18 protein-coding genes and 1 pseudogene are annotated in these 21,258 nt (G+C 68.8%); 16 read left to right on the top strand and 3 right to left on the bottom strand.

What is annotated here, in order from left to right:
* Window positions 1-7 precede the first annotated feature (7 nt).
* The 8 genes from N5C88_RS26735 to N5C88_RS26700 all read left to right on the top strand — a co-directional run bounded on the left by N5C88_RS26735 (window position 8) and on the right by N5C88_RS26700 (window position 5,933).
* On the top strand, window positions 8-400 hold the full coding sequence (locus tag N5C88_RS26735) for a RidA family protein (RefSeq protein ID WP_088142360.1): 393 nt from the start codon (window positions 8-10) through the stop codon (window positions 398-400).
* A 34-nt stretch (window positions 401-434) separates the two neighbouring features.
* Window positions 435-1,196 (top strand): SDR family NAD(P)-dependent oxidoreductase, encoded by a 762-nt coding sequence (locus tag N5C88_RS26730; RefSeq protein ID WP_280016573.1) that lies wholly within the window; start codon window positions 435-437, stop codon window positions 1,194-1,196.
* Window positions 1,197-1,210: 14 nt separating this feature from the next.
* Entirely contained in the window at window positions 1,211-2,434 is a 1,224-nt protein-coding gene (locus tag N5C88_RS26725; protein ID WP_118933790.1) for an acyl-CoA dehydrogenase family protein, read from the top strand.
* The gene (locus tag N5C88_RS26720; RefSeq protein ID WP_280016572.1) at window positions 2,431-3,474 is read left to right on the top strand and encodes a phosphotransferase; all 1,044 of its coding nucleotides are present in this window, start codon (window positions 2,431-2,433) and stop codon (window positions 3,472-3,474) included. Before N5C88_RS26725 ends, N5C88_RS26720 begins: the two co-directional genes overlap by 4 nt.
* A 165-nt stretch (window positions 3,475-3,639) precedes the next feature.
* Window positions 3,640-4,104 carry a GNAT family N-acetyltransferase gene (locus N5C88_RS26715; protein ID WP_054451612.1) on the top strand — a complete coding sequence of 155 codons (465 nt, stop codon included), beginning with the start codon at window positions 3,640-3,642 and terminating at the stop codon, window positions 4,102-4,104.
* Window positions 4,105-4,204: 100 nt separating this feature from the next.
* On the top strand, window positions 4,205-4,573 hold the full coding sequence (locus N5C88_RS26710; protein WP_059377825.1) for a hypothetical protein: 369 nt from the start codon (window positions 4,205-4,207) through the stop codon (window positions 4,571-4,573).
* A gap of 30 nt (window positions 4,574-4,603) precedes the next feature.
* Window positions 4,604-5,116 (top strand): RNA polymerase sigma factor, encoded by a 513-nt coding sequence (locus N5C88_RS26705; protein WP_118933792.1) that lies wholly within the window; start codon window positions 4,604-4,606, stop codon window positions 5,114-5,116.
* Window position 5,117: 1 nt separating this feature from the next.
* Complete coding sequence (locus N5C88_RS26700) at window positions 5,118-5,933, top strand: anti-sigma factor (protein ID WP_059377819.1); 816 nt, start codon at window positions 5,118-5,120, stop codon at window positions 5,931-5,933.
* Here the strand turns inward: N5C88_RS26700 and N5C88_RS26695 are convergent.
* Genes N5C88_RS26695 through atzF form a run of 3 tightly spaced genes read right to left on the bottom strand, consistent with a single transcriptional unit; the run spans window position 5,930 to window position 12,179 of the window.
* Window positions 5,930-6,679 (bottom strand): GntR family transcriptional regulator, encoded by a 750-nt coding sequence (locus N5C88_RS26695; protein WP_251881016.1) that lies wholly within the window; start codon window positions 6,677-6,679, stop codon window positions 5,930-5,932. The two genes, N5C88_RS26700 and N5C88_RS26695, sit on opposite strands and share 4 nt — an antisense overlap.
* Window positions 6,680-6,681: 2 nt before the next feature.
* On the bottom strand, window positions 6,682-10,314 hold the full coding sequence (gene uca / locus N5C88_RS26690) for an urea carboxylase (RefSeq protein ID WP_280016571.1): 3,633 nt from the start codon (window positions 10,312-10,314) through the stop codon (window positions 6,682-6,684).
* Between the two features lie 44 nt (window positions 10,315-10,358).
* Window positions 10,359-12,179 carry an allophanate hydrolase gene (gene atzF, locus N5C88_RS26685; RefSeq protein ID WP_280016570.1) on the bottom strand — a complete coding sequence of 607 codons (1,821 nt, stop codon included), beginning with the start codon at window positions 12,177-12,179 and terminating at the stop codon, window positions 10,359-10,361.
* 368 nt (window positions 12,180-12,547) lie between these two features.
* Here atzF and urtA point away from each other — a divergent pair, with 368 nt between their 5' ends.
* The 8 genes and pseudogenes from urtA to N5C88_RS26645 form a co-directional block, all read left to right on the top strand.
* Window positions 12,548-13,801, top strand: coding sequence for an urea ABC transporter substrate-binding protein (urtA, locus tag N5C88_RS26680; protein WP_059377801.1), 1,254 nt, complete (start codon window positions 12,548-12,550; stop codon window positions 13,799-13,801).
* 20 nt (window positions 13,802-13,821) lie between these two features.
* On the top strand, window positions 13,822-15,453 hold the full coding sequence (gene urtB / locus N5C88_RS26675; protein WP_059377790.1) for an urea ABC transporter permease subunit UrtB: 1,632 nt from the start codon (window positions 13,822-13,824) through the stop codon (window positions 15,451-15,453).
* Window positions 15,450-16,577 (top strand): urea ABC transporter permease subunit UrtC, encoded by a 1,128-nt coding sequence (gene urtC / locus N5C88_RS26670; RefSeq protein WP_118935109.1) that lies wholly within the window; start codon window positions 15,450-15,452, stop codon window positions 16,575-16,577. Before urtB ends, urtC begins: the two co-directional genes overlap by 4 nt.
* Window positions 16,574-17,413, top strand: coding sequence for an urea ABC transporter ATP-binding protein UrtD (gene urtD, locus N5C88_RS26665; RefSeq protein WP_059377787.1), 840 nt, complete (start codon window positions 16,574-16,576; stop codon window positions 17,411-17,413). Before urtC ends, urtD begins: the two co-directional genes overlap by 4 nt.
* A 1-nt stretch (window position 17,414) precedes the next feature.
* Entirely contained in the window at window positions 17,415-18,113 is a 699-nt protein-coding gene (gene urtE / locus N5C88_RS26660; RefSeq protein ID WP_059377784.1) for an urea ABC transporter ATP-binding subunit UrtE, read from the top strand.
* 75 nt (window positions 18,114-18,188) lie between these two features.
* Window positions 18,189-18,602 (top strand): DUF2946 domain-containing protein, encoded by a 414-nt coding sequence (locus tag N5C88_RS26655; protein ID WP_251881010.1) that lies wholly within the window; start codon window positions 18,189-18,191, stop codon window positions 18,600-18,602.
* Window positions 18,603-18,789: 187 nt separating this feature from the next.
* A complete protein-coding gene (locus N5C88_RS26650; protein WP_059377781.1) occupies window positions 18,790-20,991 on the top strand; it encodes a TonB-dependent receptor in 2,202 nt (733 codons plus the stop codon).
* Between the two features lie 23 nt (window positions 20,992-21,014).
* Window positions 21,015-21,258 (top strand): annotated as a pseudogene (locus N5C88_RS26645) (PepSY domain-containing protein); the annotation flags it as partial.

Genomic DNA, 21,258 nt, shown 5'->3' with positions numbered 1-21,258 from the left:
AGTCCTTATGGCAGGCCAACCACTCAATCCCGCGGGCGTCTGCGCCCCGCTGGGCCCCTATAGCCAGGGCGTGCTGACCGAAGGCGCCGGACGCTGGCTGCACATTGCCGGCCAGGTGGGAGTATCGTCCGAAGGCGCGCTCGCCCAGGGCTTCGAAGCCCAGGCCCATGCCGCCTGGCGCAACATCCAGGCCATGCTGGAGGCCGCGGGAATGCATGCGGGCGATCTCGTCAAGGTCGTGACCTACATCACGGACGAGAGCCAGCTGCCGCTGCTCGGCCCCGTCAGGCTGGCCTATCTGGGCGAGGCCCGCCCCGCCGCGACGCTGGTCGTGGTGCGCGCCCTGGCCCGGCCCGAGTGGCTGATCGAAGTGGAAGCGTCGGCGTACAAGCCTGCCTGACCCGCGCGGCGGCATCGCCCGAAGGAGAACAAGCATGTTCGAGGACCTACGCAACAAGCGGGCCCTGGTGACCGGCGCCTTCGGCGGCCTGGGCGCGGAGTTCGCGCGCACCCTGTCCGCGGCGGGCGCGCACGTGGCCCTGGCTGGACGCAGGCTGCAGGCCGGCGAGCAGCTGGCCGCGGAGCTGGCCGCCCCCGACCGGCGGGCATGCGCCATCGCGTTGGACGTGACCCAGCCCGACAGCATCGCGGGCCTGTTCGATGCCGCATCCGAGCGCCTGGGCGGCGCCATCGACATCCTGGTCAACAACGCCGGCGTCACGGCCACACGGCCGGCGCTGGAACACACCGAAGCCGATTGGATGGACGTGATCGACGTCAATCTCAACGGCACCTGGCGCGTGGCGCAGGCAGCCGGGCGCCACATGCAGGCGCACGGCGGCGGCAGCATCATCAACATCGCCTCCATCCTCGGGCTGCGGGTGGCCCAGCAGGTGCCCGCCTACGCCGCCTCCAAGGCCGCCCTGATCCAGCTGACGCAGGCCCTGGCGCTGGAATGGGCGCGCCACGGCATCCGCGTCAATGCGCTGGCGCCGGGCTACATCGAAACCGACCTGAACCGCGAATTCTTCGCCAGCGACGCGGGGCAGGCGCTGATCCGGCGCGTGCCGCAGCGCCGGCTCGGGCACGCGCGGGAGCTGTCGGCTCCCCTGCTGCTGCTGGCTTCCGACGCCTCTTCCTTCATGACCGGGTCGATCCTGGTGGTGGACGGCGGACATCTCATTTCCACGCTTTGACTCCGGGACGCAACATGGACTTCAGCCTCACGCCAGAAATCGAAAGCTATCGCCGGCGCATCAAGGACTTTGTCGAGACGCATATCCTGCCGGTGGAGGCGGACCCGTCCTCCTACGACGAACACGAGAACATCCGCGAGGAAGTCTTGCAGCCGCTGCGCCGCCGCGCGCGCGAAGCTGGGCTGTGGGCCCTGCAGATGCCGCGCGAACGCGGCGGCCAGGGTCTGTCGCGCGTCGGCATGGCGGCCTGCTATGAAGAAATGAACGTGTCGATCTTCGGGCCGGTGGTGTTCAATAGCGCAGCGCCCGACGACGGCAACATGATGGTGCTGGAAAAAGTCGCCACCGAGGCGCAGAAGGCGCGCTGGCTGCAGCCCATCGTGGACGGCAAGGTGCGCTCCTCGTTCGCCATGACCGAACCGCATCCGGGCAGCGGCTCCGACCCGTCCATGATGCGCACCACCGCCACCCTGCAGGACGGCAAGTGGCGGGTGCATGGCAAGAAGTGGTTCATCACCGGCGCGGGCGTGGCGCAACACTTCATCCTGATGGCCAAGACCTCGGACGATCCGCGCAAGGGCCTGACGGCCTTTCTCTTCGACGCGGACCAGCCCGGCTGGCGCATCGAACGGCGCATCCCCATCATGGGTCCGGAGGAACACGGCGGCCATTGCGAACTGGTGTTCGACGGGCTGGAGATCCCCGACGAGAACCGCCTGCTCGGCGTGGGCGACGGCCTGAAGGTCACGCAGATCCGGCTGGGGCCCGCGCGACTGACGCATTGCATGCGCTGGCTGGGGCTGGCCCGCCGCTCCCTCGCGATCGCGCGCGACTACGTCGCAACCCGCCAGAGCTTCGGCACCGCGCTGGCCGAACGCGAAGGCGTGCAATGGATGCTGGGCGAATGCGCCATGGCGATCGAGATCGGCCGCCTGCTGACGATGCGCGCCGCGGTCGCCTTGGACCAGGGCAGCTACGCGCGCAAGGAGGTCTCGATGGCGAAGATCGTCGTCTCCGAAACGCTGCACAAGGCGGTCGACACCGCCATCCAGCTGACCGGCGCGCGCGGCTATTCGCGCGATACGGCCCTGGCCTGGATCTACCGCTACGCGCGCCAGGCACGGCTGGTCGACGGCGCCTCGGAAGTGCACAAGATGGTGCTGGCGCGGTTCCTGATGGACGAAGGCGACGACTTCTGGCATTGGCAGGCGCAGGACCCGGCCGGGGCGCAATCGTGACGGGCGCGGCAGCGGACGTCCTCGACGGCCAGGACGCGCTGGCCGCCTACCTGGTGCGTGCGGGGTATGCGGGGCGGGCGGAGGAAGTGGCGTTGCGCCGCCTGGCCGGCGGCCAGTCGAATCCGACCTACGTCGTAACCACAGGCGGCGGCCAGTACGTGTTGCGCAAGCAGCCCGCAGGCAAGCTGCTGCCCTCGGCGCACGCCATCGACCGCGAGTTCCAGGTCATGCGGGCGCTGGCGCGCAGCGAGGTGCCCGTGCCGCGCATGCTGGACTATTGCGCCGACGGCAGCCTGCTCGGCACGCCGTTTTACCTGATGGACTACGTGCAGGGCCGCAGCTTCGTCGACCCGAGCCTGCCGGGGCTGGACCGGGCCGAACGCGGCGCCATCTACGCGGAAACCAGCCGCGTGCTCGCCTCCCTGCACGAGCTGGACTACGCGGCGCTGGGCCTCGAAAGCTATGGCCGTCCCGGTAACTATTACGCCCGCCAGATCTCGCGCTGGACGCGGCAATACCGCGAAAGCCGGCCGGCGGCCGACCTGCCCGCCATGGAATCGCTGATCGACTGGTTGCCCCGCAACATTCCCGCCAGCGACGAGACCCGCCTGGTGCATGGCGATTTCCGGCTGGACAACCTGATCTTCCATCCCACCGAGCCCCGCGCGCTGGCCCTGCTGGACTGGGAGCTTTCCACCCTGGGACACCCGCTGGCGGACCTGGCCTATTACTGCATGTGCTGGCGCGTATCGCCGCAGCTATGGCGCGGCGTGGCCGGATCCGATCTCGGCGCGCTGGGCATCCCCACCGAAAGCGAGGCCGTGGCCGCGTATTGCCAGGCGCGCGGGCTGGCGGGCGTGTCCGACTGGGGCTTCTACCTGGGCTACAGTTTCTTCCGCATGGCCGCCATCCTGCAGGGCGTTGCCGCGCGCGCCTCGGGCGGCAACGCCGCGGCCGACGACGCCCAGAGCATGGGCGCCAAGGTGGAACCGCTGGCCGAGCTGGGGTGGGAGTGCGCGCGCAACGGCGGCGCGGCCTGAAGGGCCGGTTCAAAGGGCTGGCTTGAAGGACCAGCTTGAAGGACCGGGTCGAGGGGCCTGGTCAACGCGGCGGGCGCCAGCGGGCTGGCGTCCGCCGCGCAACCGCTCTATAACCTGATAATCGCGTCGGCGCGGCAGCCGGACGCCCCTACCTCCTCCGCTTCCATGACCCAGACCTGCTCCCTGGCGTTGCAACCCGCCACCGAAGACGACCTGCCCTTCCTGCTTACCCTGCGCAAGACCACCATGCAGGAACACCTGCAGCGCGCGGGCGCGCCGCTGGATGACGACCACCACCTGGCCCGCATCCGTTACCGCTTCGAGGACGCCCGCATCGTCTGGCTGGACGGCCGGCCCGCCGGTCTGTTCAAGCACGGCCGCGACCCGGCCGGCTGGCGCATCGTGCAGATCCAGATCGACCCCGCCTTCCAGGGCCGCGGGCTGGGCCGCCGCCTGCTGGAAGGCGTGCTGGACGAAGCCGACGCCGAAGGCGTCCCCGTCACCCTGAGCGTGCTCAAGGGCAACCCTGCCCGGCGTCTCTACGAAGCGCTGGGCTTCATCCCCGTGGAGGAGACCGACCTGGAATATGAAATGCGTCACGAGCCCGGCGCGGTCCGGCCGGCCGGCTGACCCTTTGCAACTTCTTTCAGCCCGGCTGGAATAAAGCCGGGACCGGCAGCGTCTGTAGGGGGCAGTCTCCCAATTTCCCTATCTACGTACGAGGCACACCATGCGCAAACACATCGCCGCAGCCCTGGCCATCTCCGCCGCCGCCCTGTTTTCGGCCGGCGCCCAGGCCCAGGCCGTCAAGACCCAGGACGGCGTGCTGGTCAACAGCGCCGGCATGACGCTTTACACCTTCGACAAGGATGCCGGCGGCAAGAGCGCCTGCAATGACCAGTGCGCCAAGATCTGGCCGCCCGTCATGGCCAGCGCCGACGCCAAGCCCATGGGCGACCTGACCATCATCACCCGCGACGACGGCACCAAGCAGTGGGCCAGCAAGGGCAAGCCGCTGTACACGTTCTCCAAGGACGCCAAGGCGGGCGACAAGACGGGCGACAACTTCAAGGAAATCTGGCACGCCGCCAAGCCCTGATCCGGTGTCCGCCATCCAACGCAGCAATCCATGCGCGCCGAAGACGAAGCCCTGATCCTGGCCTGCATCCCCAGCCTGCGGCGTTACGCCCGCGGGCTGACGGGCGACCCCCATCGGGCCGACGACCTGGTCCAGGACACGCTGGAGCGCGCATGGAGCCGCTATTCGCGATGGCAGCGGCGCGGCGAGCTGCGCGCCTGGATGTTCGGCATCATGCATAACCATTTCATCGACGGCGTGCGCGCCAGCAGCCGGCGGCCCGAACAGACCGCCCCGGGCGAACTGCCCGACGCCCCGGTGCGCGCCACGCAGACCGACCACCTGGAGGTGCGCGACCTGGACCGCTGCCTGCAAGCCCTGCCCGCCGAACAGCGGGAAGTGCTGTTGCTGATATGCGTGGAAGACCTGTCCTATCAGGAAACCGCCCGGATACTGGACGTGCCGATGGGCACGGTCATGTCGCGCCTGTCGCGCGCGCGCGAGAAGCTGGGCGCGCAGATGCAGGCGCGCGACACCGTCAGCAGGCTCCATCGCGTGAAATGACATGAACGAGAAACGCCTCCATGCGGTGCCCGGCGCGGGCACCCCGATTACCGAAGCCGACCTGCATGCCTATGCGGACGGCCAGTTGCCGCCCACGCGCCATGCCGAGGTCGAGGCCTTCCTGGCCGCGCATCCGCAAGACCAGGCCCGCGTCGACGAATGGCGCGAGCAACGGCGCCTGCTGCACGCCATGCTGGACCCGGTGCTGGACGAACCTCTGCCGCTGCGCCTGCCCCTGGCGCGGCCCGCGAACCCCTGGCCCTGGCGCGCCCTGGCCGCCGGCGTGGCCATCGCCGCCGTCAGCGCCAGCGCCGCCTGGATCACCCGCGGCGCCATGGACGCCCGCCAACTGCAGGCGACGCTTGCGACTGCCGCGCCCGAGCGCATCGCGGGCGGCTATGCCCAGCGCGCCGCCATCGCCCACGCGGTCTACGCGCCCGATATGGGCCGGCCCGTGGAAGTCGGCGCCGACAACGAAAAAGGCCTGGTCACCTGGCTGACCAAGCGCATGGGCGCGACCATGCGCCCGCCGTCGCTGTCGCAGGCCGGCTATGAGCTGGTGGGCGGCCGCCTGCTGCCCGGCGGCGCGGGACCTGTCGCGCTCTTCATGTACGGCGCGGCCGACGGCCAGCGCCTGACGCTGTACGTCACCCGCGAAGCCGCGGGCGGGCAGACGGCATTCCAGTTCACCCAGGAAGGCCCGGTGCGGGTGTTCTACTGGGTCGAAGGACAGTTCGGCTACGCGCTGTCCGGCGCGGTCAGCCGCGACGAGCTGCTGCGCGTGTCGCAGGAGGTCTACCAGCAGTTGCAGGGCTAGTCCGGCGACGCCACGCCTTGCCCGCCAGCGTGCTCGCGCGCCTGGTGCAGCATGTGCAGCGTGATCTTGCGGACCTCGGCGCGGCTCATGCCGATGTGCGAACGCAGCATGCGCGCCGCCTCGTCGGCGCGGCGGGCCAGCACGGCCCGCAGGATGGCCGCGTGTTCGTCGTAGGTGGCGTCCACGCGGAAATCCTTGGTGAAGTCCAGCCGCCGCACGATGCGTATCTTCTCGGTCACGTCGCGATGGATCTGCGCCAGCTCCGGGTTCCCGGCCGCCGCCACCAGCGAACAATGAAAGGCCTCGTCCAGCTGCGCCACCAGCCGGCCGTCCAGGATCCGCTGCCGCGGCGGCGTCAGCCACACGTCTTTCAGCGCGCCCAGGATGCCGGCCTGGTCCATGTGCTCGCGCGCGCACAGCCGTTCCACGGCAGCCTCTTCCAGCACCACGCGCACGTCGTACAGCGCCTCGAAGCGTTCGAAGTCGAAGGGCCGCGCCTGCCAGCCGCTGCGCGGACGCGGCAGCACGTAACCTTCGCGCTCCAGCCGCGCCAGCCCCAACCGCACCGGCGTGCGGCTGACGCCCAGCCGCGCCGCCACCTCGGCCTCGGTGAAGCGCTCGCCCGGCAGCAGGCGGAAGTCGAACAAGTCGTCTTTCAGGCGCTGATAAACCTGATCGGCCAGCGAGCCGGCCAGGGCCGGCGCCTGGCGGATGGCCGGAGCGGCCTGTGCGGATTCCAGGCGCATGCTCAGGCCACGGGGCAGGTCGCGTCTTCGGCCAGCACGATGAGCGGATCGCCCGCGTTCACCGGTTTGCCGGGCATGCAGCGGATCGCAACCACCGTCCCCGAGGCCGGCGCGATGACGGACAGCTCCATCTTCATGGCCTCGACCACCACCAGCGTGTCCCCGGCCGATACGCTCTGGCCCACCTGCACCGGGATCTTCCAGATGTTGCCGCACATGTCGGCGCTGACCAGGCTTTCGCCTTCGCGCAACGCCGCCTCGGCTTCGGGTTCGGGCCCAGCGGCCGCTTGCTCCACCGCCGCGTCCTCGCTTTTCCACAAGGCCACCTCGGCGTCGAAGGCGCTCTTCTGGCGCGTCTGGAACGCGGCGATGCTGTCGGCCTCTTCATCCAGGAAACGCTGGTGCGCAGCGAAATCGAACACCTCTTCCTCGATGCGGACCGTGGCCCGGCCTTCGCGGAAGTCCTCGCGCAGCACATCGAGTTCGGCTTCCGTCACCGGATAGAAGCGCACCTGATCGAAAAAGCGCAGCAGCCAGGGCTTGCCGTCCTGGAACACCGGATTCTTCAGGAATTTGTTCCAGATGGGCAAGGTGCGTCCAACCAGCTGATAGCCGCCGGGCGAATCCATGCCGTAGATGCACATGTAGACCCCGCCTATGCCTACCGTGCCTTCCGCCGTGTAGGTGCGCGCCGGGTTGTACTTGGAGGTCAGCAGGCGGTGGCGCGGATCTATCGGCACCGCGCAGGGCGCGCCCAGATACACGTCGCCCAGCCCCATGATCAGATAGCTGGCGTCGAACACGATGTCGCGGACCTGCTTGCGGCTGGCCAGGCCGTTGATGCGCTGGATGAAGTCCACATTGTTCGGCAGCCACGGCGCGCTGGCGCGCACGGTTTCCTGGTAGCGCTGCACCGCGCCCAGCGTGGCCGAGTCCTCGAATGCCATGGGCAGATGGACCACGCGCGTAGGCACCTTGAGCGTGGCCACGTCGGCCAGGCCCGCCTCGATCCGCAACAGCCGTTCTATCAGCGCGCCCTGCAGGATGACGCGGCTGTCGTAGCGGATCTGCAGCGACCGCACGCCGGGGGACAGCTCCAGCACGCCGGCGATGGGATCGGCGTCGAGCGCACCCATCAGCAGATGGATGCGCATGCGCAGCGCCAGGTCCAGCACGTTGTCGCCGTATTCCAGCAGCAGGTAGCCGTCGCCCGCCTGGCGGTACGAGACCGCGGGCCGCGCGCCCTGCGCCGGCAGCGCCGCCACGATGGGTTCCGCCACAGCGGCTGGCGCCGCGGCTTGCGCGGGCTGCGCGGGCGCCGCCAGTTCGGCCACGCAACGGTCCTGCGCCGCCTCCAGCGCCACCGCCTGCTGATAATCGATGCGCACGAAGCGGATCCGGTCGCCCGGCTTGACCTGCCCGACCTTCCACAATTCCGCGCGGGCGATGGTGACGGGGCAGACGAAGCCGCCCAGGCTGGGACCGTCGCGCGTCAGGATGACGGGGCTGTCGCCGGTGAAGTTGATGCTGCCGATGGCGTATTCGCAATCGTGGATGTTGGACGGATGCAGGCCGGCCTCGCCGCCGTCCTCGCGCGCCCAGGTGGGCTTGGGGCCGATCAGGCGCACGCCCAGCCGGTTGGAGTTGTAGTGCACTTCCCAGTCCGCGGCGAAGAAGGCTTCGATGGCTTCGGGCCGGAAGAAGTCCGGCGCGCCATGCGGGCCGTAGAGCACGCCGATTTCCCAGGTGTTGCCGTAGGCTGGAACCAGCGCGGCGGGCGCCGCCTGCGGCTCGGACACGGGCGCGGCGGCGTCATCGGCAAGCTCGGGCCGGATCAACGGCAGCATGTCGCCCACGCGCAGCGTGCGGCCCGCATGGCCGCCGAACTGGCCCAGCGCGAAGGTGGAACGGCTGCCCAGGTAGACCGGCACGTCCAGGCCGTGGCGCACCGCCAGGTAGCTGCGGCAGCCCGACAGCGCGCGGCCGGTGGCCAGCACCTGGCCCGAACGCACCGCCACCGGCGTCCACATGGGCACGGGTTCTCCGTCCAGCGTGGCGGCGCAGGTCGCGCCCGTCAGCGCCACGACGGCATCGCCATGAAAGCGCAAGGTCGGGCCGACCAGCGTGGCCTCGATGCCCGCGGCGTCGGACGCGTTGCCGACGATGCGGTTGGCCATGCGGAAGGCATAGTCGTCCATCGGCCCCGAGGGCGGCACGCCGATGTCCCAGTAGCCCACCCGCCCCGGATAGTCCTGCACGCTGGTGTAGGTGCCGGCGGCCAGCACCTCGATCGCCGCGGGCCGGTAGGCGAAACTCTCCAGGAAGCGCGTAGACAGGTCGCCTGCGCGAAAACGCGCGTCATCCACGATCTGCCGCAGATAGTCCAGGTTGGTGGCAATGCCGTGCAGGCGCGTGCGGGCCAGCGCGTGCGCCAGCTTGTCCAGCGCGGCCTCGCGCGTACCCGCATGCACGATCAGCTTGGCCAGCATGGGGTCGTAGAACGCCGGCACCTCGGTGCCGGTCGCGACCCAGCCGTCCACCCTCACCCCTTCCGGAAAGAACACCTCGGTCAGCGCGCCCGGCGAAGGTTGGAACTGGCGCAACGGATCCTCGGCATACAGGCGCACCTCGATCGAAGCGCCTTGCGGCGCGCGCGACATCGCGGCGTAGTCCAGCGGTGCGCCCGCGGCCACGCGCAGCATGCACTCCACCAGATCCAGGCCGGTGACGGCTTCCGTCACGGGGTGCTCGACCTGCAGGCGGGTATTGACCTCCAGGAAATAAAAGCTGTCGCGCGCCGGGTCGTAAATGAATTCCACCGTGCCAGCCGAACGGTAGTTGACCGACTCGCCCAGCCGCACGGCGGCGGCGTGCAGCGCCTGGCGCGTGGCGGCGGGCAGCAGCGGCGCGGGCGTCTCTTCGATGACCTTCTGGTTGCGGCGCTGCACCGAGCAATCGCGCTCGCCCAAGGCCAGCACGCGGCCGGCGCCATCGCCGAAGATCTGCACCTCGACGTGGCGCGCGTTGTCGACGTAGCGCTCGATAAAGGCGCCGCCGTCGCTGAAGAAATGCTCGCCCATGCGCTGCACGCTATCGAAGGCCGCGGTCAGCTCGGCCTCGTTGTCGCAGCGCGAAAGTCCGATGCCGCCGCCGCCCGCCGTGCTCTTCAGCATCACCGGATAGCCGATGCGTTCGGCCTGCGAGAGCGCGGCGCCCAGGCTGTCCAGCAGGCCGGTGCCGGGCGTCATCGGCACGCCGGCCTCGGCCGCCAGTTCGCGCGAACGGTGCTTCAGGCCGAACTCGCGGATCTGCAGGGGCGTGGGGCCGACGAACGCGATGCCGGCGTCCTCGCAGGCCTGCGCGAACTCGGCGCTTTCGGACAGGAAGCCGTAGCCGGGATAGATGGCCTGCGCGCCATGCTTGCGGGCGGCCGCCAGCAACAAGTCCATGCGCAGGTAGCTGTCGGCGGCCTTTTCGCCGCCCAGCGCAACGGCCACGTCGGCCGCGCGCACGTGCGCGGCATTGCGGTCCGGGTCGGAGTAAACGGCCACGCTGCGGATGCCCAGCCGCTTGAGGGTGCGGATGGCGCGGACGGCGATCTCGCCGCGGTTGGCAATCAGAACGGTATCGAACACGGTGCGACTCCCTGGTGTCTTGCGGGGGTTATCGAAAGCGGAGATCAAGCCAGGCTGGCCAGATAGGCGCGCCAGCCGCCAAACTCCGTGATGTCGCGCGCGCCCTCCAGCCCGCGCGGCTCGCAAATGAAGCCCTTGACCTGGCGGCCATCCGCCAGCTCCAGCGTGCCGATGCCCAGCGGCGCGGGGATCTCGGCCACGAAGGCGCCGAAGGCGGCCAGCGGCACATCCCAGAGTTCGACCTCGATGGGCGCGCCGCTCGCGGACTTCACCAGGCCGGGCTTGGGCGGCGTGGTATTGGCCAGGGCATACAGGCGGTAGTCGTCCGAGGTGCGCGCCGCCTCGACGAACACGGCGCGGCGCGAGGTCAGTTGGTGGTTCAACGGCATGCCGCGCAAGTGCGCGCCCACCACCGACACCCGCACCGTGTCGCGCGCGGGCGGGGCCGCATGCCCGGCCGCGGGCAGCGGCGCGCCGGTGGCGCCCAGCGGCAGCGCCAGGCGCGCCTGCCACTGGCGCCCGAACTGCGCCAGCGCGTGGTCCTGCCAGGCCATGCCGATCAGCGTGATGCCTGCGGGCAGGCCGTCGCCGCGCATGCCCGCAGGCAGCGCCAGCGCCGACAGGTCGGCCAGGTTGGTGAAGTTGGTGTAGGTCCCCAGCCGCGAATTCAGCGTCACCGGATCGGCTTCGAGCTGGGCGATGGTGTAGATCGAAGGCGTAGTCGGCACGACCAGCGCATCAAAGCCCGCCAGCGCCTGATGGATGCTGCGCGTCAGCTCGGCGCGCCGGTACTCGGCCTTGAACGCGTCCAGCGCGCTGTAGTTGGCGGCCTGTTCGACGATGCCGCGCACCACCGGATGGATGGCGTCAGGGCTCTGCTTCCACAACGCTTCCACGGCGGCAAAGCGCTCGGCCACCCAAGGCCCTTGATACAGCAGCGCCGCCAGCTCGTTGAACGGCGTGAAGTCGATGGGTTCGACCGTTGCGCCGCCCGCCTTGAGGTCGCTCACGGCCTGGTCGAACGCCGCCGCTGCCTGCGCATCGCCAAAGAACTCCAGCTGCGCGGGAATCGCCAGCCTGGGTTGCGCCGGCCAGGGATGGCCGCTGCCCACAGGCTGGGCGCGCGAATAGGGATCGCGCGCATCCCAGCCTGCCGCAATGTCGGCCACCAGTTCGGCGTCGTCCACCGTCAACGCGAACACCGACACGCAGTCCTGCGTGCGGCAGGCCGGCACCACGCCTGCCGCGCTGAGCCTGCCCTTGGTGGGTTTGAGGCCGACGATGTTGTTGAAGCCTGCCGGCACGCGGCCCGAGCCCGCCGTGTCGGTGCCCAAGGAGAAAGCGGCCAGGCCGCGCGCCACCACGGATGCGGAGCCCGAACTGGAGCCGCCGCTGACGTAGTCCGGATTGAACGTATTGGGCACCGCGCCCAGCGGCGAACGCGTACCCACCAGTCCGGTGGCGAACTGGTCCAGGTTGGTCTTGCCCACCAGGATGGCGCCGGCCGCGCGCAGGCGGCGGACCACGGTCGCATCTTCCTCGGGCGTATACGCGAACTCAGGGCAGGCCGCCGTGGTGGGCCAGCCGGCGGCGTCGATGTTGTCCTTGATGGCGAACGGCACGCCATACAGCGGCAGCCGCGTCAGGTCGCCGTTGGCCGCTTCCAGCAGCCCATGCAGGGCATCGAGCTGCCGCGCCAGCATGGCGCCGTCCACGCGCTTGATCCAGGCCGTGTCCGGCGGGCTGCCGCGTTCGGCCCAGGCCGCCAACAAGGTCTCGGGCGTGGCGCCCTCGTTGCGATAGGCGGCCTGCCACTGCGCGATCGTCCAGGCGACGGGGCCTTTGTGCGTTGCTACGGCGTTCATGCTGGAATCCTTTCTTGTATACAAGTACGGATTCCCAAGCAATCGGCGTGCCATGTTGGCCGCCGCTGCGCGCACGCCCCTGTTCCCTGCGGCAACGCGCCGCTTGCGGCCTGAAGCCATCACGGCGGCGCGGCACGCGCGCACCGCCAGCGGGCGGCGCCCGCACCCATGTTGTGCATACGGCACCAGATCGGCCCCAGCCCGCTCCCGCGCTGTTATCGCCGGCGTCCGTCTTGTTTTCCCCCCTTCATATAGCGAACCGCGCGTAGGCGCGCAGCTGGCATGCCTTTTGCTTTTAGGTCTTCGTTGTCGTGTGTTTTCAGATCGTTCTCGCCGGCACGGCCGGCCCATTCCATTCAGGAGTCACCATGAAACGCAGACTAGCCCTTAAGCAACTGACCGCCGTGAGCCTGTTGGCCATGTCCGGATGGATGCCGCAGGTATACGCCGCCGAGGACACCATCAAGGTCGGCATCCTGCATTCGCTGTCGGGCACGATGGCGATCTCGGAAACGTCGCTCAAGGACGTGGCCCTGATGACCATCGACGAAATCAACGCCAATGGCGGCGTGATGGGCAAGAAGCTCGAAGCCGTGGTGGTGGACCCCGCGTCGAACTGGCCGCTGTTTGCCGAGAAGTCGCGCCAGCTGCTGTCCCAGGACAAGGTGGCGGTTGTCTTCGGCTGCTGGACCTCGGTGTCGCGCAAGTCCGTGCTGCCGGTGTTCAAGGAACTCAACGGCCTGCTCTTCTACCCCGTGCAATACGAGGGCGAGGAACTGGAGAAGAACGTGTTCTATACCGGCGCCGCGCCCAACCAGCAGGCCATACCCGCCGTCGAATACCTGATGAGCGAAGACGGCGGCGGCGCCAAGCGCTTCGTGCTGCTGGGCACCGACTATGTCTACCCGCGCACCACCAACAAGATCCTGCGCGCCTTCCTGCATTCCAAGGGCGTCAAGGACAGCGACATCGACGAGGTCTATACGCCCTTCGGCCATTCCGACTACCAGACCATCGTCGCCAACATCAAGAAGTTCGCCACCGGCGGCAAGACCGCCGTCATCTCCACCATCAACGGCGACTCCAACGTGCCCTTCTACAAGGAGCTGGGCAATGCCGGCCTGAAGGCCACCGACGTACCGGTGGTGGCATTCTCGGTGGGCGAAGAGGAACTGCGCGGCGTGGACGCCAAGCCGCTGGTGGGCCACCTGGCGGCGTGGAACTACTTCCAGTCGGTCAAGAACCCCGTCAACGACGCCTTCATCCAGAAATGGAAGGCCTATGCCAAGGCCAAGAACCTGCCCAACGCGAATACGGTGGTGACCAACGACCCGATGGAAGCCACCTACATCGGCATCCACATGTGGAAGCAGGCGGTGGAACAGGCCAAGACCACGGACGTGGACAAGGTGATCGCAGCCATGGGCGGCCAGAAATTCAACGCGCCCGACGGCTACACCATCGAAATGGACAAGACCAACCACCACCTGCACAAGCCGGTCTACATCGGCGAGATCAAGGCGGACGGCCAGTTCAGCGTGGTGTGGAAGAGCAAGGGTCCGATCCGCGCCCAGCCCTGGAGCCCGTACATCCCGGGCAACGAAGGCAAGCAAGGTCTCTAACGCACCGGGAACAAGCAGCCATGCGCATCGCGGCATTCGCACTCTACTTGCGTCGTTTCCTGCTGGCATGGCTGGTGTCCCTGCCGCTCGCGGCCGCCCCGGCGGCGGCAAGCGGCGTGGACCCAGCCCTGCTGGCGCCGCTGGCCGGCGACGACACGGACGCCAAGCTCCAGGCGATTGCCGCGCTGGGCCAGTTGCCCGAACCCGAAGCGGCAGCGGTGCTGCAGGCGCTGGGCGAGGACCGGCTCTATGCCGCCAATGACGGCCGCGTGCTGATCGGCAACGGCGGCACGCGCGCCATCGATGCGGCGACGGGCGCCGCCGCCGAGCTGCCCGCGGACGCGGGCGCCATCGGCATCAACAACCGCCTGCGCCGCGCCATCGAGGCCGCGCTGGCGGGTTCGCGCCTGTATTCCGAGCAGCCCGCCGAGCGCCTGGCTGCGGCGCGCCGCCTGCAGCAGACCGGCGACCCGGCGCGCCTGCCCATGCTGGAAAAGGCATTGGCATCGGAAAGGAACGAAGCCGTGCGCGACGCGTTGCTGATCGCGCAGGCCAACCTGGAGTTGAAAAGCAGCGATCCCGCCAAGCGCCGCCATGCGGTCGAGGTGCTGGGCGCCACCCGCAACGCCGCGTTTCGTCCCACCCTGGCCGCGCTGGCCGAGGCGCGCGACGGCGTTTACGCCGAACCCGATGCCGGCGTGCGTGAAGCTGCCGGCCGCGCGCTCAAGCAGATCGACCGCCACCTGGCCACCATCGAATGGGCCGGCAATCTGTTCTACGGCATCAGCCTGGGCAGCGTGCTGCTGCTGGCGGCGCTGGGCCTGGCCATCACCTTCGGCCTGATGGGCGTCATCAACATGGCGCATGGCGAACTGCTGATGATAGGCGCCTACGTGACCTACGTCGTGCAGACGGCGTTCCGCGCCTGGCTGCCGGGCTGGCTGGACTGGTATGTGCTGGCGGCGCTGCCGCTGGCCTTTGCCGTGACGGCGCTGGTCGGCATGGCGCTGGAGCGCACCGTCATACGCTGGCTCTATGGCCGGCCGCTGGAAACGCTGCTGGCCACCTGGGGCATCAGCCTGATCCTGATGCAGGGCGTGCGCACGCTGTTCGGCGCGCAGAACGTGGAGGTGGGCAATCCCGGCTGGATGTCCGGCGGTGTCACGGTGCTGGGCGGACTGGTGCTGAGCTACAACCGCCTCGTCATCATCGGCTTCGCCTTCTTCGTGGTGTTCCTGGTCTGGGCGCTGCTGAACCATACCCGCCTGGGCCTGTTCGTGCGCGCCATCACGCAGAACCGCCGCATGGCCGACTGCGTGGGCGTGCCCACCGGCCGCGTCGATATGCTGGCCTTCGGCCTGGGCTCCGGCATCGCCGGGTTGGCCGGGGTGGCGCTGTCCCAGCTGGGCAATGTGGGGCCGGACCTGGGCCGCGGCTACATCGTCGATTCATTCATGGTGGTGGTGCTGGGCGGCGTGGGCCAGTTGGCCGGCACCGTCATCGCCGCGCTGGGCCTGGGCGGCGTCAACAAATTCCTGGAGCCTTACGCGGGAGCCGTCATGGCCAAGATCACCATCCTCGCGCTCATCGTGCTGTTCGTCCAAAAGCGGCCGCAAGGCCTGTTCGCCCCCCGCGGCCGGAGCGTCGAATGAAACAGAACGCGCTGACTGACCTGAATCTGCTGACCCGCCGCCCGCTGTACTCGGGCCGGGTCTGGGCGGCCCTGGCCGCGGCCGTGGCGCTGCTGGCGCTGCTGCCCCTGCTGAATCTCGCTTTCCCGCCCGGCCATGCGCTGCATGTGTCGGCCTATGCCGTGGCGCTGCTGGGCAAGTTCATGTGCTACGCCATGGCGGCGCTGGCGCTGGACCTGGTGTGGGGCTATGCCGGCATCCTGTCGCTGGGACACGGCCTGTTCTTCGCGCTGGGCGGCTATGCGCACGGCATGTACCTGATGCGCGCCATCGGCCGCGACGGCGTCTACCAGAGCGACCTGCCCGACTTCATGGTGTTCCTGGACTGGAAGAGCTACCCCTGGTACTGGTCCTTTACCGAGCACTTCTGGTACGCCATGCTGCTGGTCGTGCTGGCGCCTGGCGTGCTGGCCTTCGTGTTCGGCTACTTCGCCTTCCGCTCGCGCATCAAGGGCGTGTACTTTTCCATCATCACGCAGGCGCTGACCTTCGCCGCGATGCTGCTGTTCTTCCGCAACGACACCGGTTTTGGCGGCAACAACGGCTTCACCGACTTCAAGCGCATCCTGGGCTTCGACATTACCGCGCCCGGCACGCGCGCGGCGCTGTACTGGATCACGCTGGCCGCGCTGGCGGGCGCGCTGGTCCTGGCGCGCGCGGTCACGCAGAGCAAGCTGGGCCGCGTGCTCACCGCCGTGCGCGACGCCGAGAGCCGGCTGCGCTTCATCGGCTACGACCCGCTGGGCTTCAAGCTCTTCGTCTGGACCCTGTCCGCGGTGCTCTGCGGCATCGCCGGCGCGCTCTACGTGCCGCAGGTCGGCATCATCAACCCCAGCGAGATGTCCACCGAGACCTCGATTGAAATGGTGATCTGGGTCGCCACCGGCGGACGCGGCACGCTGGTCGGCCCCATCATCGGCGCGGGCGCCGTCAACGGCCTGAAGACCTGGTTCACCAGCGTGCTGCCGGAATTCTGGCTGTACGCGCTGGGCCTCATCTTCGTGCTGGTGACGCTGTTCCTGCCCACCGGCATCGTCGGCCTGGCGCGCCGCATCTCCGCCCGCATCCAGGGGAACAAGGAATGAGCAGCACGCACATCGAATCCGCCGCGCTCGACGGCGGCCCCAGCGGCGATGCCGGCTACGGCCGCGTCAGCCCCAAGGGCCTGGACACCAGCCACGGCGCCATCCTCTACCTGGAAGGCATCACCGTCAGCTTCGACGGCTTCAAGGCCTTGAACGACCTGACGCTGGACATAGGCGTGGGCGAGCTGCGCTGCATCATCGGCCCCAATGGCGCGGGCAAGACCACGATGATGGACGTCATCACCGGCAAGACCCGGCCCACGGCGGGAACCGCCTACTTCGGCCAGAGCATAGATCTCACCACCCTGAACGAAGCCCAGATCGCGCATGCCGGCATCGGCCGCAAGTTCCAGCGGCCCACGGTGTTCGAGCAGCACAGCGTGTTCGAAAACCTGGAGCTGGCGATGAAGACCGACAAGCGCGTGCGGCCCACGCTGTTCGCGCGGTTGAGCGGCGAACAGATCGACAAGATCGGCGAGACGCTGGACCTGATCCGGCTGCGGCCCGAGGCGGCGTTGCCCGCCGGGCTGCTGTCACACGGACAGAAACAGTGGCTGGAGATCGGCATGCTGCTGATGCAGGAGCCGCAACTGTTGCTGCTGGACGAGCCGGTGGCGGGCATGACCGACGCCGAGACCGAACGCACCGGCGAGCTGCTCAACGAACTGCGCGGACGCCATTCGCTGATGGTGGTGGAACACGACATGGACTTCGTCAACCAGATCGCGGGCGACGGCAAGGTCACGGTGCTGCACGAAGGCTCGGTGCTGGCCGAAGGACCAATGAGCAAGGTGCAGGCCGATCCGCGTGTCATCGAAGTCTATCTGGGGCGCTGAAATGCTGGACGTGAACGCGATCGACCAATACTACGGCGGCAGCCACACGCTGCGCGGCGTCTCGCTGTCCTTGCGCCAGGGCGAATGCCTGGCGCTCTTGGGGCGCAACGGCGTGGGCAAGACCACCCTGCTCAAATGCGTGATGGGCGTGCTGCCGGTGGCGCACGGCAACATTGCCTTCGACGGCGCGGACGTCACGCGCCTGGCGCCGCACCAGCGCGCCGCGCGCGGCATGGCCTATGTGCCGCAGGGCCGCGACATCTTCGCCCGGCTGACGGTGGAAGAGAACATCCTGATGGGCATGGCGACCAAGCCGGCGGCGCGCGCCCGCCGCATCAAGGAAGAGGTGTACGAACTGTTCCCGGTGCTGCGGACCATGCTGTCGCGCCGCGGCGGCGACCTGTCCGGCGGCCAGCAGCAACAGCTGGCCATCGCCCGCGCCCTGGTGGCCGAGCCCAAGCTCATCATCCTGGACGAGCCCACGGAAGGCATACAGCCGTCCATCATCAAGGACATCGCCCGCGTCATCCACATGCTGCGCCAGCGCGGCGACATCGCCATCCTGCTGTGCGAGCAGTACTTCGACTTCGCGCGCGAACTGGCGGACCATTTCGTGGTGCTGTCGCGTGGCGTCGTGGTGGCGCGTGGAGACCGCGCCGCCATCGACGGCGAGGACGTGCGGCGACATCTGTCGGTCTAGGACGGATACGAAATCGCATTTTTCACCGAGGGGCTCTGGACGGCGGCCCCAACTGCTCCGATATAATCGGGCGCCATGTGCTCCGCTGCCTACCTGACCCGCCCCGCCGTGTGGATCGCGCTCGTCGCGATCCTGTGGGCGTCGTTGGCGCCGTCGCTGGCGAATGCGCTGAGCCTGTCTCCGGCCAGCCACAACGCCCATCGCATCAGCGTCGACTTCTGCACCAGCGAAGGCGCGGGGCAAGCCTCCCTGACCCTGGAGGTGCCGGGCGGCAACGATAACGGCACCCAGGCGGACAGTCACGGCGACAGCCATCACTGCCCGCTGTGCCGCAACCCCAATGCCGACGTGGGCATACTGCCCACGCCTGTTCCCGTCGTGCCTGCTCCTCTAGGGCGCGCCATCACCTATCCGCCGCTGTTCTTCCTTGCGGCGCATCCTCTTCATGCCTGGAGCGCGGCCCAGCCGCGCGCACCGCCAGCGGTTTGAGCCTGCGCGCCCCGTCGCCTGATGGCGATCGCTGCGCGCCGGTACGCCGTCACCCCATCGCCACGTTGCGTCCGCGCCTCCCGCGCGTGCGCACGCGTGCCGCCATTCAGGCTCATGCGCTCCGGCCAGTCCCGTCCGTTCCAGGCGGGGACTTCCTGGCGCGCGGGCCGGACCACCGGTTCCAGACATGAAGAAAACCACGACCTACACCCTGCTGCTGGGCGCGCTCGCCAGCGGCTCCGCCCAGGCCCTGACCACGGAACCCGCCGTGCCCACCCTGGCGCCCACCACGGTGCACGGCGCCGCCGCCGAAGAGCCCGCGCCCAACGGCCCCATCGACCTGAACGTACGCGACAGCACCGGCAGCCGCCTGGGCCTGACCCTGCGTGAAACGCCGGCCAGCGTCACCGTGATCTCGCGCGAACAAATCGAGGCGCGCGGATCCTTGAACACGCAGGAGATCGCCCGTGGCATCCCAGGCGTGGACAATGCCTCGCCGCCCGGCAACGCGGGCGCGGTCAGCTACCGCGGCTTCGCTGGCGGCCAGGTCTCGCAGCTGTTCAACGGCATTTCCGTGCAGTACGACTCCATCGCCGCGCGGCCGGTGGACAGCTGGATCTACGACCGGGTCGAAGCCATCGGCGGCCCCTCTACCTTCCTGTTCGGCGCGGGCGCGGTGGGCGGCGCCATCAACTACGTCACCAAGCTGCCCGAGCGCGACACCTTCTACGACGGCCAGCTGCGGGTGGGATCGTTCGACAGCCGCCAACTGTCGGTGGGGCTGAACCAGCAACTGGCGGGCGAACCCGGCGGCCGCGGCCACTATCTGCGCATCGACGCCAACACCGGTTCCAGCCACGGCTGGGTCGATGGCAACCATTCCCGCGCCAGCCAGGTCGCCGCCTCGCTGCTGTCCGACCTGGGCGCGGACGTGACCCAGACCTTCGCCTTCGAGTACCAGCGCGAACAGGTCGACCGCCCCTACTGGGGCACGCCGCTGAAAACCGACGCCAACGGCGTGGTGCAGGGCACGGGCCGCATCCTCGATGGCACGCGCTTCAAGAACTACAACGTCAACGACGGCCTGTACGAGCAGTCGGTGCTGTGGGCGCGGTCGCTGACCGAATGGCGCGCCGGCTCCAATCTGACCTTCAAGAACACGCTCTACTACTACCGCGCCGAACGCGATTACCGCAACCTGGAAAACTACCGGCTGAACGCCGGCAACAGCCTGGTGCTGCGGTCCGGGGCGCTGTTGCAGCGCCACGAACAAAGCCTGATCGGCAACCGCGTGGAAGGCCTGTACCGCTCCACCCTGGCCGGCCTGCCCAGCGACTGGTCCTTCGGCGTGGACGTCAGCCAGAACAAGATCACGCGCTATCCCACCAGCCTGCCCGGCCAGGTCGACGCGGTCGATCCCTACGACTTTTCGCCCGGCGATTTCTACGACATCCCCGGCATGAAGCGGGGCCACGTCGCCGACCGCGACAACCGCATCCGCACGCTGGCGCTGACCATGGAAAACCGCACCACGGTGCTGCCGGGCGTGGCCATCGTATCGGCATTGCGCAAGGACTTCATCGACCTGGACCTGACCAATCGCCGCGCCGTCACCGCGGCCTCGCCCGCCAGCGCGCAGCGCAGCTACTCGCCGCTGACCGGGCGGCTGGGCGTGAACTGGGAGCTGAGCCCGGAGGCCTCGCTGTATGCGCAGTACGCCACCGCGGCCGATCCCCCCTCGGGCATCCTGGCCACCGCCTCGTTCGCCGACGTGCTGAACAATGACAAACTCACCACCGGCAGGCAGGCGGAAGTCGGCGGTAAGTTCAACTTCTGGGACGGCCGCGGTTCGGCCACGGTGGCGCTCTACGAGATCAAGCGCAAGAACATGGCGACCTCGGACCCGAACAACCCCGGCGTGAGCGTGCCCGTGGGCGCGCAATCGGCGCGCGGCATCGAATTGGCCGGCGGCCTGCAGCTGACGTCCCAGCTGTCCTTGCAGGGCAACGTCGCCTTCGTCGATCCCAAGTACGACGATTTCTCGCAATCCGTGGGCGGCGTGGCGGTCTCGCGCAACGGCAACGTGCCCACCAATACACCGCGCCGCCTGGCCAACGTCTGGCTGGACTATGCCTTCCTGCCCGACTGGACCGCCAGCATGGCCGCGCGCTACGTGGGCCGCATGTACGCCGACGCCGCCAACAGCGTCTGGACGCCGTCCTACACCGTGTTCGACGCGGCGCTGTCGCACCGCATCAACCGCAACCTCAGCGTAACGGCCCGCGTGCGCAACCTGACCGACAAGGTCTACGCCGCGAACGCGACGCCGACCATGTACTACCTGGGCGCGCCCCGCTCGTTCGAGCTCACCTTGCAGGCCCGCTTCTGAGCGGCGTGCCAGGACAGACCGCCATGAACACGACGCTCCCCCCCTCGACCCGCCATCGCGCCGGGCCGCCGCTGTCGGCGCGCGCCAAGCGCTGGCTGTACCTGATCCATCGCTGGGCAGGCATCGTGCTGTGCCTGTTCTTTGCCATGTGGTTCATCTCTGGCGTGGTGATGATGTACGTGGGCTATCCCAAGCTCACGCCGCAGGAACGCCTGGCGCACCTGCCCGCGCTGGATTCCGCGGCAATCACCGTCACGCCCGCGCAGG

Origin of the sequence: Achromobacter sp. GD03932 (assembly GCF_029839485.1) — a bacterium.
GTDB classification, from domain to species: Bacteria; Pseudomonadota; Gammaproteobacteria; order Burkholderiales; family Burkholderiaceae_B; genus Achromobacter; species Achromobacter bronchisepticus_A.
This window is presented reverse-complemented; position numbering and strand designations above follow the sequence as displayed.